Genomic DNA, 13,099 nt, shown 5'->3' with positions numbered 1-13,099 from the left:
AAGTGCTTGGTAGGTTATCCTACCGGCGTGGGTGCGATCCAGACCTCAGAATCCGACACCGCCGCTCCGGACGGGCGGTTTTCCGCTGCGCAGGACGAGCGATTCGCCGCCGAAGTGCGCGAGTGGCTGGAGGAGAACCTCAACGGAGACTTCCGCGAGCTGCGCGGCCTCGGCGGTCCAGGCCGCGAACACGAGGCGTTCGACGAACGCCTCGCCTGGGACCGGCACCTGGCCGCGGCCGGGTGGACCTGCCTGGGCTGGCCGAAGGAGTACGGCGGCCGCGAGGCCACGGTGCGCCAGCAGGTGATCTTCCACGAGGAGTACGCCAAGGCGAACGCGCCCGCGCGGGTGTCGCACGTCGGCGAGGAACTGCTCGGTCCGACCCTGCTCGCGTTCGGCACCCAGGCGCAGAAGGACCGGTTCCTGCCGGGCATCCGCAACGTCAGCGAACTGTGGTGCCAGGGCTATTCGGAGCCGGGTGCGGGCTCCGACCTGGCCGCGATCACGACCGCCGCGCACCTGGACGGCGACGAGTGGTCGATCAACGGGCAGAAGATCTGGACCTCGCTCGCGCACGTCGCGGACTGGTGCTTCGTCGTCGCCCGCACCGAGCGCGGGTCCGCCAGGCACAAGGGCCTGTCCTACCTGCTGGTCCCGATGAAGCAGCCGGGCATCGACGTGCGCCCGATCATCCAGCTGACCGGCACGTCGGAATTCAACGAAGCCTTCTTCGACAACGCCCGCACCGCGGCCGACCTGGTGGTCGGCGAGCCGGGCGACGGGTGGCGCATCGCCATGGGCACGCTCACCTTCGAGCGCGGCATCTCCACCTTGGGTCAGCAGATCCGATTCGCCCGGGAGCTGGCCGACATCGAGGCATTGGCGCGCCGCACCGGCGCGGCCGACGACCCGCTGATCGCCGACCGGATCGACCGGGCCTGGGTCGGGCTGCGGGTGCTGCGCGCGCACGCCATGCGCACGATGGAAGGCGCGGGCGTGGACGACGGCGCCGGCCAGGCCTCGGTGGCGAAACTGCTCTGGGCCAATTGGCATCGCGGGCTCGGCGAGCTGGCGATGGCCGTGCTCGGCGCCCGCGGCCTGGTGGCGGGCGAGGACGATCTCAACGAATGGCAGCGGCTGTATCTTTTCACCCGCGCCGACACCATCTACGGAGGTTCGAACGAAGTGCAGCGCAACATCATCGCCGAGCGCGTGCTCGGCCTACCCCGCGAGGCGCGCCCGTGACCGGCCCGCTGTCGGTCGCCCCCGCGCCCGTCGCCGGGCATGGCCTGCTGACCGGGCGCGCCGCCGTGATCACCGCGGCCGCGGGCACCGGCATCGGCTCGGCCACCGCGCGCAGGCTGCTGGCCGAGGGCGCGGACGTGGTGGTCTCCGACTGGCACGAGCGGCGTCTGACAGAGACCGCGACCGAGCTGGCCGGCGAGTTCCCGGACCGGCGGGTCGCCTCGATCCCGTGCGACGTGCAGAGCACCGAACAGGTGGACGCGCTGGTCCGCGGTGCCGCCGAAGCGCTCGGCCGGATCGACATCATGGTCAACAACGCCGGGCTCGGCGGTGAGACGCCCGTGGTCGACATGACCGACGAGCAGTGGGACCGAGTGCTCGACATCACCCTCAACGGCACCTTTCGCTGCACCCGCGCCGCGCTCGGCTACTTCCGCGCCGCGGGCCACGGCGGCGTCGTCGTGAACAACGCCAGCGTGCTGGGCTGGCGCGCGCAGCACGGTCAGGCGCACTACGCCGCCGCGAAGGCGGGCGTCATGGCGTTGACCCGATGCAGCGCGATCGAGGCCGCCGAACTCGGCGTGCGGATCAACGCGGTGGCCCCGAGCATCGCCAGGCACGCTTTTCTGGACAAGGTCAGCTCGACCGAGTTGCTCGACCACCTGTCGGAGCGGGAGGCGTTCGGCCGCGCCGCCGAGCCGTGGGAGGTCGCCGCGACGATCGCCATGCTGGCCAGCGACTACACCACCTACCTGACCGGCGAGGTGGTCTCGATCAGCAGCCAACGCGCCTGAGTCGCAGCGGATCCCGGGCTCGTCCGCGCCGCGCCGGGCGGACGAGCCGACCCGGCGACCACCGAGCAGCCGGTTGCCCGCCGTCGCGGGCGAGTCCTCGCGCGCCGTATTGCGATCGCCTTCTCGCATCGCGCACGCCACCCGAAATGAGCGGCTGATCAGGTAGAAAAGGGCGAGCCGCGAGGGGGCGGGGTGTGCCATGCTGGATGAGATCGGATCCACGCTCGACAAGGGGGCGATGGCTATGGGCCTCGATCGCCCACCTGCCCGCGAACAACTGGAACTCGATGTGGTGCGCGAAGTCGTGCTGGCCAGGCGGCGGCTCGACAGCCTCGTCCTCTCGGCGCTCACCCTCGGCGCCGAACTCATCGAGCACACTTCCGCAAGCGCCCTCGCCACGGCCGCCATGCGGATTCTCGCGCAGCACGCCGTCGACGAGGGGGAGGTCGCCCGCGACCCGCGCCGCGCGCTGCGCGCCGATCTGGCGCGCGACCGCGAGCGTGCCCGGCGCATCGGCCTCAGCGCCGACGGTACGGAGACCGAGCAGGAGCGGCGCAGGCAGCGCCAGACCGCCCTGCTGTGCGAGGTGCGCTCGGATCTGCTCGCGGTGGTCGCGAAATGCCGGAAATTCCGCTTCGACCAGGTGACTTTCGCCGACGAGATCGCGCAGGGCCTGTGCGCGGCCACCGACAAGCTGGTGGTCGAGGCGGATATGGATGCCTACCACGCCTGGCAGCGCGGCATGGTGCTCAAGTTGAGCGAGGAACCCGTGCGCGGCGGCCCGCCACGGGTGATGGCCACGGTGGACGCCGGTCCGGATCGCGGTCAGCTCACCGTGGAATGGGACAGTTGTGAACGTCGTCTGGCGCTCGTCGCGCGAATGGCGCGGGCGGGCGTCTCGCCCGTGATCATCTGCGATCGCCTGCTGGCCGATCTGTCGGTCTCCTCGCCGCTGCGCTACTCGGAGCGCTGAGTACCTCTCGACCAAGCAAATGCTTGGTTGTATGATGGCCGTGTGCCCGCACCAGACGCCTCTAAATCAGCTCGGCGCAGTGAGTTGCTCGCCTTGGCGGCCGAATTGTTCGCCGAGCGGGGATTGCGCGCCACCACCGTGCGCGACATCGCCGACGCGGCCGGAATCCTCTCGGGGAGTCTCTATCACCACTTCGATTCCAAGGAATCGATGGTGGACGAGATCCTGCGCGGGTTCCTGGACGAGCTGTTCGGCCGCTACCGCGAGATCGTCGCCTCCGGACTGAGCGCGCGAGACACCTTGGAAGCCTTGGTGCTCGCCTCCTACGAGTCGTTCGACCGCTGGCACGCCGCGGTGGCGATCTACCAGACCGAGGCGAAGCGACTGCGCGACTCGGAGCGGTTCACCTACATCGCCGAGTACAACCGCGAATTCCGCGAGCTGTGGCACCGGGTGCTCACCAACGGCGTGCAGGACGGCAGCTTCCGGCCGGAACTCGACGTCGAACTGGCCTACCGCTTCCTGCGTGACACGGTCTGGGTCGCGGTGCGGTGGTACCGGCCGGGTGGGCCGATCACTGTCGAGAACCTCGCAAAGCAGTACCTGACCATCGTGCTCGACGGGCTCACCGTCCCCGAGCGCACCACGTAGGAGTCCTTACATGTCAGCACCTTCCGCGTCCCGTCGTCCGTATGCCCCGCTGCGGGACGCCTACGTGATCGATGCGGTACGCACCCCGGTCGGCAAGCGCGGCGGCGCATTGGCGAGCGTGCATCCGGCCGATCTGGGCGCGGCCGCGCTGCGCGGCCTGCTGGACCGCACCCCGATCGACCCGGGCGCCGTGGACGACGTCATCGTCGGTTGCGTCGACAACGTCGGCCCGCAGGCGGGCAACATCGGCCGCACCATGTGGTTGGCCGCCGGATATCCCGAAGAGGTTCCCGGCGTCACCGTGGATCGGCAGTGCGGATCCAGCCAGCAGGCCATCAATTTCGGCGCGCAGGCCATCATGAGCGGTACCGCCGAGGTGATCGTCGCGGGCGGCGTGCAGAACATGAGCGCGATTCCGATCTCCGCGGCCATGCTGGCGGGCAAGGAGTACGGTTTCGACACCCCGTTCGTCGGCGCGCAGGGTTGGGACCACCGCTACGGCACCGGTGAGGTGACGCAGTTCCGCGCCGCCCAGCTGATCGCCGAGAAGTGGGGCATCACCAGGGAAGAGATGGAGCGCTGGGCGCTGCGCAGCCACGAGCGGGCCCGCGACGCGATCAAGAACGGCCGCTTCGACAACGAGATCGTGCCGGTCGGCGACTTCTGGATCGACCAGGGTCCGCGCGAGACCAGCCTGGAGAAGATGGCTTCGCTGCCGCCCCTGGTCGAGGGTAGCCCGCTCACCGCCGCGGTGGCCAGCCAGATCTCCGACGGCGCCAGTGCCACCCTGCTGGCCTCGGAGTGGGCGGTGCAGGAGTACGGCTTGACCGCGCGAGCGCGCATCCACCATGTGAGCGCGCGCGGCGCGGACCCGATCTTCATGCTCACCGCGCCGATTCCGGCGACCAAGTGGGCGCTGGAGAAGACCGGCCTCACCATCGACGACATCGACGTGGTCGAGATCAACGAGGCGTTCGCGCCGGTGGTGCTGTCCTGGCTGAAGGAGACCGGCGCGGACCCCGAGAAGGTGAACGTCAACGGCGGCGCCATCGCGCTTGGTCACCCGCTCGGCGCGACCGGTGCGAAACTGTTCGCCACGCTGCTCAACGAACTCGAACGGATCGAGGGCCGCTATGGCCTGCTCACCATCTGCGAGGGCGGCGGCACCGCCAACGCGACGATCATCGAGCGCCTGCCCCGCTGACCGGCACCGAGCGGCACGTCGGCGAATTCGGGTCGCCCGACGTGCCGCTCGGCATGCGCATCGTGGGTGCCGGGGGGCTCAGTCGGATTGCACCTCGTGATCCGACTGTCCTTGTGCAGAAACGTCGTTCATGACGCTCGGCTCGTAGAACCGCCCTCGCTGCCCTTACCCTTGCCTTTTCCCTTGCCCTTCCCCTCGGACTTGCCTTTTCCTTTGCCCTTTCCCTTGCCTTCGCCTTGGTCGGCGTCACTCGGGTCGGAGGGTTGACCCTGCTCTTCGTCCTGCGCCAGGTAGGCGACCGGATCACCGTCGATCGTCTCGCTCGTCGCGGGCTGTGCGACGAGACCCATCGTCAACGTGCCCGCGGCGACCGCCGCTGCCGTCACGATGGCCCGAACGGTTGTCTTTCCCACTACCAAACCTCCCTGGTGATCGGTTTCGTCGGTGGAGCAGCGCGAAGTTAGCATCGGGAACGAGCCGCGCATCCGGGCTCGCCGCGCCCGAATGTCCTCGTGACGAGGCCGACATCCCGCTGTGACGTAGTCCCGGGATGCCCGGATAGTCCGTTATCGCTGCGACCGCAGGTACTCGTCGTGTTCGCGATCTTCGCGGTAGTAGCGCTGGGTCAAAGCGGTGAGCCGGTTGATCTCGGCTGCCATGGCGGAAGGTTCCAGCGGCTTGGCGACGATGGGATCGCCGGTCTTCACGTAGTAGCGGCCGTCCGCGTAATCCATCCACCAGAAGCCGCGTCCGAAGCTCGGGCGCGCATCGACGGCCGGACCGGCGAGCACCATGATCTCACCGAGGCCGAGGCGTTCGCGTTTGAAGATTCGGTCCAGTTGTGCGACGACGCCGACCTCATAGGGCCTGCGCACCGGCCGATCCCGGTCGGCGCTCACTTCTTCCCGCCGCGCTTCGATCGGCGGATGCGTGCCCGCAGGCATCTTGGGCAGCGCGGCGACCGCTTTCGCGGCCACTCGTTGCGCGGCGCAGAAACTCACGATCACGTCACCGCCGGTGTCCGGCGCGGTGCCGGGAAGCTGGACCAGGGTGGCGCCGATCTGCCCGCGTACGGCCCCGTGGAAACGGAAGACGATCGACATGTCCGGGCCGCCCATCCCTTTGGACTCGACGCGCGCCTCCGGTTCCAGCAACACATCGAGCGCCCGTTCCAGTTCGACGGCGTATCGCCCGAGTAGCGCGTCCACCGCTGCCTCGCGCTGACGCTTCAGGTCGGCGAAATCCATCTCCTCCGGCCGGTATTGCAGCGGGTAGGGCAGGCGGTCGCGACCATAGGCTGCCCAGAGGATTTCGAATTCCTGCCCGGTGAAGCGCCAGTCAGCCATTCGGGTCGTCTCCGATGACCGGAGGGACGGACTTCGGCAAGGCGTCCAAACCGGTGAGTTCCTCGCCGTTGTGCTGGTTGATCAGGTAGCCCTTGACGTCGGAGGTTTCCCGCTCGTCGTCCTTGCCGCGAGCCCCCATTCCGGGGGCCATGCCGGTCGTGCCGGCCGCGCCGGATCGAGCCGCCTGGCTGCCGGTTGCCGTGGCGGCCGGAAGGGCGTTCGGCTGCTGTGGACCGGCGGGAACGTTGCGGCCCGGCACCGGCGTGGTGGTGGAATTCGGCGTACCGGGACTGCTCGGGCTGCCGGATCGCCGGGGAGTGCTCGGGCTCGTGGTATCGGGTCGACCCGGTGCGGCGGTAGTGATGTTCGGGCTCGGTGTGGTGGTGCTGCTCGGCGTCGTCGACGGGGTGGTCGAAGTGGTCGGTTGCACGCTGGTCGGCTGGTTCACCCCAGCCGGGGTGACCGACTGGGGTGTGGTGGCTGCGGGGTCGGTCCGGGGCGATTCCTGCGGGTCACCGTCGGACGGTTCGGTGGATTCCGGTTCCGCGCCTGCGGGATCGTCCGAGTCGGAAAATTCCTGTGGCGCGGCGGGATTGGAGATACCAGGAGACGACGGACCCGGCTGCCCGCTATCCGCCACGATCTGCGGGGCCGTCGGCAGGACGGGTACCCCGTGGTCGGTCTGAGTGGCGACTTGCCCGTAGACCGTGCGAAGGATCCGCCGTGCTTCCTGCGTGGCCTCCTCCTCGGTGTAATCACCCGCCTTCATGACGCCGTCCTGCGGCAACGTCTTACCCATCAGGTCAGGGCGTTCGGTGACCTGCGGCATCAACGCCTGCGTCTGCTCGAGACCGGTATGCATCTCGGATAGCTTGAAACTCACCAGACAAGCGGCATCGGCCAGATTCCCCGACTGGTTCCGGTAATTCGTGACCGCCTCGGCCGCCGCCTTACCGGATTGCCCCGTCCACCCCGGATTCGCGCCGTCACCGGTCACGGTGCGGCCGAACTGCTCGTTGAACGCCTGAATCGCCCCGGTCAGGTTCATCCCGATGTTCAGCCACGCCTCGGACGCCTCCCGCACCGTCCCCGGCCGCATCGCGTTCACGGCATCGACCATCTGCGCCAACGTCATACTGTCGTAGTTGTCCGGCCCGGGAATCCGTGGCGGCTCGTATTCCCCCTGAAACGACGTGCCCAACCGACCGGTGAAGTCGTAGATCGTGTCGCGCTCCCGATTCCACTGCTCCTGCGCGGCGATGATCCGGGTGCGGTAATCGTCGTAGGTCATGGTTGGGCGTCCAGACCGGTGAACTGGTCGGTCCTGGACTGATCCAGCTCCACGAAGTTCGCGATAGCCTTGGCCACAACCTCTTTCGCGATCTTCACCGCGTCGATGTGCTGCATGAGGACGGCGTCCAAGGACGCAGCTGTGCCGGTTGCCTTCAGCTTGAACTTGTCTTCCAGTGCCTGACCTGACGGAAACGTACCGAATCCGGATATCCGCTGGACGTAGGCGGACGACTCCAAAATCCCATCGAGCTTGTCGAGATAGTCGTCGCAGGCCTTGTCCAGACCCTTGCCGACTTCCGGGTGCAAAGTGAGTTCACCGGCATTGGCTGAGTCCAGCAGTCCCCGCCACTCGATCGGATCTACGCCGAGATTCACATCCCCTCCTCAACTACCCGGCAAGTAACTGACCAGATCTTGCGCATGGCTGCGCGCTTGGACGCACGGATCCCCTTGCTTGCCCACGGAGTATCGAGTCGTCACGTAGAACATCACAGTGCCGCGCGGAACCTCCATCGCGACAGTGCAATTGAGTCGTTGAGCGTCTCCGATGTCCAGGAATTGGACCGCCTGGTGCGTGCCGACCGTGAGCGTCGAGAACGCCTCGAAATCGGAGCGTCTCCGGATGTCGTCCATGGTCGGCGTTCCGGAAAGGACGCCGAGGCTGTACCAACGGGCTGTGGCCCGCCAGCTACAGACCTTCCAGCCGGTGAAATCCACTCCCGCGACATCTTTCGTCTTGGTTGCGGCGTCCAAACCGGTCCCAGAGATGGCACCCTCCGGCAGGCCACATGGGTCCCACAGAGCCGCGTCGGGATCTGCCGATTTCGTAGCGGCGGAGGTGGTCACCGAGACGGGCGCAGTCGAATTCGAAGTGCCGCCAGCGGAGTCCTCACACCCAGACAGCACCACCACCGCACCCATCGCGAGCACGGCACCACGCAGAAAATTCCCCCAGCTCGTCATCGGTTCCTCACCGCCGGTGCCGTACCGCATCGACGGGGCCGGACCGGCTTATCCGCCCCCTGCAAGCTGGGATCGACGCTACTGGCCGGTCCCCACGGGTGCAACCAGGTCGGTGCTGAATCACGCCATCACACTTGTGAAGTTGTGCAACACACCTCACCAGCCGCGATCGTGTGCAACTGTGAGCGGCTCACGCCCTCAGCGCGGTCTACGACTCGGCTGGACATCCGTCTTCGGTGCGGACATCCGGTCAGACGGCATCAGGTTAAACCTGGGCGATAGGCGCGCTCCCCGATACGGCTCCGCGTGAGTTCGGTGTTTGCGTCCGAACCCGGCAGACCCGCTAGGGCCGTACCGAACTCGACCTACGGCCCGCCCGGCAGGCGGCGTTGTCCCGTCCCCACCTCGTCCTTCAAGTCCTCGTAGCCGACGGCCAGTTCCGCCAGGCGTTCCCATGCGTCGCCGAGGACCCAATTCGAACTGCTTGCCAATGCCGCGTAGGCGAGAGCGGTGTATTCGGCGAGGCGGTCTACCACCGAGCCGATCGTCTCGGTGTGGACCCGGGCCGCGCCGAGGGATGGTCGTAGCTGGGCGGTGACCCAGCGGTCGATATCGCGGACCAGGCGGGTACGGCATTGATCGATCGATTCGGCCTGCGCCAGTCCTGCGGAGAGGCGGCTTTCGTGCAGTGCGGCGAGATCGCGGGCCGCGGTCAGGAGGGGATGGTCGTCGTGGGCGTCGCCACGGCAGGCGGCAAGCAGGCGGTGTTTAGGGGGTAGAGGTTCCATGACGGTCATCGCGCGCCGCCGGGGGTGGGCCGGTCTATCTGTGGATGGGCGATATGGCCAAGCGGGAAGGTCACGCGCTCGAACCCTTTCCGGATTCGCCGATCGATTGCGCGAGCCGATTTCGCGGATGTCGTGCGGACGTTCCGCGCGTCAGGTGCCGGATCGACTCGAGGATCAACTGGCCGGACGGACGGTACCCGCAGCGCGGAGGTTCGACCCAGTGGCGGAACAGGGCACCTCGGTCGGTGGGGGACGGGAGCGCGATTTCTCCGCCCGCGCGAACTATGGAGACGTCGAGCCGGAACATCTCCGCGAAAAGGCTGTCATCGTTGGGCAGGTCGGGACGCATCAGGTAGCTCCACCGTTGTGAACGCGGGTGAGACATGATCGGGCCGATATCGTGCCCACGGCGCTGTAGGTCGCTCTTCACGAGTTGCCCTAGGTGGGCGGGCATCATCACAGCCCAGACGATTCCGGCCCGAATAACGATGCGGCCCAACTCAGGTGGGTCGACGATCGCGGGCAGACCGCACACCAGCCGGTAGTACCGGCAGCGGGACACAGGCGTGTCCCCGAACTCCGATTGGTTCATTTCCAGACCTCTGCACGAGTCGGTGAGCTAGGGTGCGCCCAGCCCTGGAAGTCGGCAGAACTCAGGGGTGGGGGGCGTGGTGGGAAATCGGGGTGGCCCCCTCCTGGGCGCGGAGTCAGGAAAACACTTGTGACCTGCGTGGAGTCAGAAGTCTGGGTTTCCCGGACGAACTCGGCCGAAGGTCCAGAGCAAATCCCGTGCCGGGTCGTAGCCGTCACCCGGCACGGGTCGAATCCGCACTAGGAGAGGGGATCCATGGACGAGCACGACACCGGCTCGACCCTGCCGAGGCGTCAGCTCGGGTACTACCTGCGTGACGCACGGATAGCGCTGAATCTGTCGCTGGAAAGGCTTGCGGAGTTGACCGACTCGAGTTCGTCGGTTCTGCAACGACTGGAAAAGGGGTCGGCAACTCGGCTGAAAGTGCGTGATATCGAGGCGCTTTGCGATGTGCTTGGGATGTCTCGGGAGATGACGGCGGCCATGATCGGCTTACACCAGCAAGGTGCCGCGACGAGTTGGTGGCACGAGTACGGAACAGTGATACCTGCGGATTTCGACGTGTACGTCGGGTTGGAGACGGCGGCACGGAGGATGGCCGTCTACCAGCCGTCGCTGGTGCATGGTCTACTTCAGACTCCCGACTATGCCCGCGCTCTCATCCGAGTAGGGAGACCGACGGAGAGCGGCGTCGAGCACGACCGCCGTGTTGAGCTGCGGACGAAGCGCCAAACGCTGATCACCAGAAAGTATCGGCCTCTTACGCTCGATGTGGTGCTGCACGAGTCAGTGCTGCGAAGTGCGGTGGGAGGACGAGAAGTCATGACTCCTCAACTGCATCACTTGGCTGAGGTCGGAAAACTGCCCAATGTGACGATTCGAATCCTGCCGTTCATGGCTGGAGCGCCAGTTGGTGATCCGGTAGGCCAGTTCGCGATTCTGGAGTTCGATAGGAACCCGAAGGAGGTGTCGGTGTCACCTCCGGTCATCTATTTGGAGACCTTCACGGGCTGCATGTACTTGGAAAAACCAGATGACGTGCAGCGGTACGATCGAGTGCATGACCGCCTCCGGCGGGCGGCGCTGGATGAAGCGGACAGCAGGAGTCTGCTCCGCCAGATAGCGAAGGAGTTCTCAGCATGACTGCGGATCTATCCAAGGCCGACTGGTTCAAAAGCAGCCACAGTGCTACCCATTCCGACTGTGTCGAAGTCGCCTTCATCGGGAGCGGTACTGTCGGCGTTCGGGATTCCAAGAATCCGAGCGGCTCCACGCTCGTCTTCGCGCCGAGCGAGTGGGACGCCTTCACGGCAGCAGTGCAGTCCGGGGAGTTCGCTCCAGAGCTTGCCTGAACGGGTAGGGCCAAGGCCGGATGCTGGTCAATGATGCCCCGGATTCCAGTCGGATCCGGGGCATCGGCATTTCTGGGGCACCACAGGGGTTCACGGCACATCGGTGAACAGCTCATAGCTGTGCCCGTTGGGATCGCGCACATAGACTCCTCGACCTGCTGCGCCGAGGCGCAGATACGTCGACCGGTTGAACCAGAGATCGGTTTTCCGACATCCGGTGGCGGGGGTCTTGACCTGTAAGTGATGAGCAGGCTCGCATCACCCGGATCGCGCTGCCCTCGGCGGCGGGCGACAGCCGGTACGGACTGCGCCCGCCTGCCGAGATCACTCCGCGGTGGGTGTGGTCAGGGCTGTGCGACGAATGAGGTCATTGTTGCCTGAGGCGGTCCAGGTAGTTCTTTCGCCTCGCTGGGTCGTAACCGCCGTACTCGGCGCCTCCGACGAAGCGTTTGAGCCACCACAGGACCGGTGCGGGAGTGAGTTCCTCTACCAGGCCCACCGGCGCGAGCCAGCGCGGCACGGTGACCTCACCACGGCCGTGTCCGACGCTGTCGGCGATAGCGGTGGCGACCTGCTGCGGTGTCAATGTGGGCTGGAGCCGCAACTTCACGCCGGAGGTGAGATCGGTTCGGGTCGCGGCCGGCAGCACCGCGGTCACGGTGATGCCCGAACCCGCGAGTTCGGCCCGGAGGGCACGAGAGAAGGCCACGACGCCGAACTTGGACGCGCAGTAGGTCGCGATCCCCGGTGTGGTGATCTTGCCTGCCATGGACGCGACGTTGACGATATGCCCGCGACGCCGCAGGCGCATTCCTGGCAGCACCAGGTGCACACCGGTGAGCACGGCACCGAGGTTGACGGCGAGTTCTCGCTGCATCGCGGCCAGATCTTGGTCGGCGAAACCGCCCATGAGCTGAATACCGGCGTTGTTGACGAGCATGTCGATCGGGCCGTCGGCTTCCGCGGCGGCGATGAATGCGCGGAAGCTGTTCTCGTCGGTGACATCGAGAGGGTGTGCGCTGGCGCCGATCTCGGCGGCGGTGCGCTCGGCCACCGGTAGATCGAGGTCGCCGATCCATACCCGGGCACCGCGGGCGACCAGTTCCGCCGCGGTGGCTCGCCCGATCCCGCGCGCCCCACCGGTGACACATACGCGTGCGCCGTGTAGGTCGATCACAGTGGGCTTCCGATCGGCTCCCGCAGCGCGAAGTAGGCGATCAGCCGGATCGCGCCGTCATGCATCCGCAGCAGTGCTCGCCCGAGGTAGACGCCGGGTATCACTTCCACGATCTCGTCGCGTGTCCGCGCGATCGGGAACGTCCGGACGCTGGGGTTGCGGTACTCGGGTACCGAATAGTCCAGAGCGCGCACCGTCTTTTCCGGTTCGATCCAGCTCGGGGCGAGAGCGTGCGCGAAGTCGAAACCTTCCATCTCCGCACCGACCCGGCGCAGGCCGAGGTAACCGGCTGTCACGATCGGCATCATGTAACGGGAGAGCGGGGAAAGCCGGTTCCAGCCGACCCCTCCCGCCAGGTCGAAGGTCTTGCCCCGCCAGGTCGGATCGATCCGCATCAGCGGATTCGCCAACCGCGCTTCGGGAATTCCGAACAGCTTGCCCACGATCAGGCCCTCCATCTTCCCGTCCGGCCCATCGGGCGCCGTCCCCGCGGCGAACACCTCCGCCAGGGCGGCGTGGTCGGCACGCGCTCCGAGATCGGCGAGATATCTCCAGGCGGCATCGCGGGCGGAGACCGGATGTGTCGCCGCTCGGTCGCGCAGTTCGTCCAGCATCGCGCGCGGTGTCGAGGTGTGGTGTTCCAGTTGTGCAGTCATCACCTTCTCCAATCTGGCACGATTCCGTACCAGTTATCTGGTACGGAACTGTGCCAGAATGCGGG

Annotated in this window: 15 protein-coding genes; 7 read left to right on the top strand and 8 right to left on the bottom strand. The window is 66.9% G+C overall.

Annotation, left to right across the window (positions count from 1 at the left end; all coding sequences use genetic code 11):
- Window positions 1–27 precede the first annotated feature (27 nt).
- From NA8_RS05895 to NA8_RS05875, 5 genes are all read left to right on the top strand, one after another.
- The gene (locus NA8_RS05895; RefSeq protein ID WP_063049331.1) at window positions 28–1,245 is read left to right on the top strand and encodes an acyl-CoA dehydrogenase family protein; all 1,218 of its coding nucleotides are present in this window, start codon (window positions 28–30) and stop codon (window positions 1,243–1,245) included.
- Complete coding sequence (locus NA8_RS05890; RefSeq protein ID WP_063049330.1) at window positions 1,242–2,039, top strand: SDR family oxidoreductase; 798 nt, start codon at window positions 1,242–1,244, stop codon at window positions 2,037–2,039. The genes NA8_RS05895 and NA8_RS05890 overlap by 4 nt, the downstream gene beginning before the upstream one ends.
- 199 nt (window positions 2,040–2,238) lie before the next feature.
- Window positions 2,239–3,012, top strand: a complete 774-nt coding sequence (locus NA8_RS05885) for a hypothetical protein (protein ID WP_245663684.1) — start codon at window positions 2,239–2,241, stop codon at window positions 3,010–3,012.
- 42 nt (window positions 3,013–3,054) lie between these two features.
- Window positions 3,055–3,663 carry a TetR/AcrR family transcriptional regulator gene (locus NA8_RS05880; protein WP_063049329.1) on the top strand — a complete coding sequence of 203 codons (609 nt, stop codon included), beginning with the start codon at window positions 3,055–3,057 and terminating at the stop codon, window positions 3,661–3,663.
- 10 nt (window positions 3,664–3,673) lie between these two features.
- The gene (locus tag NA8_RS05875; protein ID WP_439957365.1) at window positions 3,674–4,867 is read left to right on the top strand and encodes an acetyl-CoA C-acetyltransferase; all 1,194 of its coding nucleotides are present in this window, start codon (window positions 3,674–3,676) and stop codon (window positions 4,865–4,867) included.
- Window positions 4,868–4,995: 128 nt separating this feature from the next.
- On the opposite strand, the gene NA8_RS05870 is transcribed toward NA8_RS05875, so the two are convergent.
- The 6 genes from NA8_RS05870 to NA8_RS05845 all read right to left on the bottom strand — a co-directional run bounded on the left by NA8_RS05870 (window position 4,996) and on the right by NA8_RS05845 (window position 9,257).
- A complete protein-coding gene (locus NA8_RS05870) occupies window positions 4,996–5,280 on the bottom strand; it encodes a hypothetical protein (protein WP_063049328.1) in 285 nt (94 codons plus the stop codon).
- Window positions 5,281–5,433: 153 nt separating this feature from the next.
- Window positions 5,434–6,213, bottom strand: coding sequence for an ESX secretion-associated protein EspG (locus NA8_RS05865; protein WP_063049327.1), 780 nt, complete (start codon window positions 6,211–6,213; stop codon window positions 5,434–5,436).
- The gene (locus NA8_RS05860; RefSeq protein WP_063049326.1) at window positions 6,206–7,504 is read right to left on the bottom strand and encodes a hypothetical protein; all 1,299 of its coding nucleotides are present in this window, start codon (window positions 7,502–7,504) and stop codon (window positions 6,206–6,208) included. Before NA8_RS05860 ends, NA8_RS05865 begins: the two co-directional genes overlap by 8 nt.
- Window positions 7,501–7,881 (bottom strand): hypothetical protein, encoded by a 381-nt coding sequence (locus NA8_RS05855; protein WP_063049325.1) that lies wholly within the window; start codon window positions 7,879–7,881, stop codon window positions 7,501–7,503. The genes NA8_RS05860 and NA8_RS05855 overlap by 4 nt, the downstream gene beginning before the upstream one ends.
- A gap of 9 nt (window positions 7,882–7,890) precedes the next feature.
- Window positions 7,891–8,469 carry a DUF3558 domain-containing protein gene (locus NA8_RS05850; RefSeq protein WP_063049324.1) on the bottom strand — a complete coding sequence of 193 codons (579 nt, stop codon included), beginning with the start codon at window positions 8,467–8,469 and terminating at the stop codon, window positions 7,891–7,893.
- Window positions 8,470–8,834: 365 nt separating this feature from the next.
- Window positions 8,835–9,257, bottom strand: coding sequence for a DUF4254 domain-containing protein (locus NA8_RS05845; protein ID WP_063049451.1), 423 nt, complete (start codon window positions 9,255–9,257; stop codon window positions 8,835–8,837).
- Window positions 9,258–10,104: 847 nt separating this feature from the next.
- Between NA8_RS05845 and NA8_RS05835 the strand changes: the two genes are divergently transcribed.
- A complete protein-coding gene (locus NA8_RS05835; protein WP_063049323.1) occupies window positions 10,105–10,992 on the top strand; it encodes a helix-turn-helix domain-containing protein in 888 nt (295 codons plus the stop codon).
- Window positions 10,989–11,201, top strand: a complete 213-nt coding sequence (locus tag NA8_RS05830) for a DUF397 domain-containing protein (RefSeq protein ID WP_063049322.1) — start codon at window positions 10,989–10,991, stop codon at window positions 11,199–11,201. The genes NA8_RS05835 and NA8_RS05830 overlap by 4 nt, the downstream gene beginning before the upstream one ends.
- A 367-nt stretch (window positions 11,202–11,568) precedes the next feature.
- Here NA8_RS05830 and NA8_RS05825 read toward each other — a convergent pair whose 3' ends face one another.
- Together NA8_RS05825 and NA8_RS05820 are read right to left on the bottom strand one after the other, a co-directional pair.
- Window positions 11,569–12,378, bottom strand: a complete 810-nt coding sequence (locus NA8_RS05825) for an SDR family oxidoreductase (RefSeq protein ID WP_063049321.1) — start codon at window positions 12,376–12,378, stop codon at window positions 11,569–11,571.
- Window positions 12,375–13,034: a hypothetical protein gene (locus tag NA8_RS05820; RefSeq protein WP_063049320.1), complete on the bottom strand. Its 660-nt coding sequence runs from the start codon at window positions 13,032–13,034 to the stop codon at window positions 12,375–12,377. The genes NA8_RS05825 and NA8_RS05820 overlap by 4 nt, the downstream gene beginning before the upstream one ends.
- Window positions 13,035–13,099: the final 65 nt, after the last annotated feature.

Origin of the sequence: Nocardia arthritidis NBRC 100137 (genome assembly GCF_001612765.1) — a bacterium.
GTDB lineage: Bacteria > Actinomycetota > Actinomycetes > Mycobacteriales > Mycobacteriaceae > Nocardia > Nocardia arthritidis.
This window is presented reverse-complemented; position numbering and strand designations above follow the sequence as displayed.

Bases quoted from the DNA above. Each gene is read 5' to 3' on its own strand.
- NA8_RS05845 (WP_063049451.1), bottom strand. From the start codon at position 9,257: ATGGAACCTCTACCCCCTAAACACCGCCTGCTTGCCGCCTGCCGTGGC.
- NA8_RS05850 (WP_063049324.1), bottom strand. From the start codon at position 8,469: ATGACGAGCTGGGGGAATTTTCTGCGTGGTGCCGTGCTCGCGATGGGT.
- NA8_RS05860 (WP_063049326.1), bottom strand. From the start codon at position 7,504: ATGACCTACGACGATTACCGCACCCGGATCATCGCCGCGCAGGAGCAG.
- NA8_RS05875 (WP_439957365.1), top strand. From the start codon at position 3,674: ATGTCAGCACCTTCCGCGTCCCGTCGTCCGTATGCCCCGCTGCGGGAC.
- NA8_RS05835 (WP_063049323.1), top strand. From the start codon at position 10,105: ATGGACGAGCACGACACCGGCTCGACCCTGCCGAGGCGTCAGCTCGGG.
- NA8_RS05820 (WP_063049320.1), bottom strand. From the start codon at position 13,034: ATGACTGCACAACTGGAACACCACACCTCGACACCGCGCGCGATGCTG.
- NA8_RS05865 (WP_063049327.1), bottom strand. From the start codon at position 6,213: ATGGCTGACTGGCGCTTCACCGGGCAGGAATTCGAAATCCTCTGGGCA.
- NA8_RS05885 (WP_245663684.1), top strand. From the start codon at position 2,239: ATGCTGGATGAGATCGGATCCACGCTCGACAAGGGGGCGATGGCTATG.
- NA8_RS05830 (WP_063049322.1), top strand. From the start codon at position 10,989: ATGACTGCGGATCTATCCAAGGCCGACTGGTTCAAAAGCAGCCACAGT.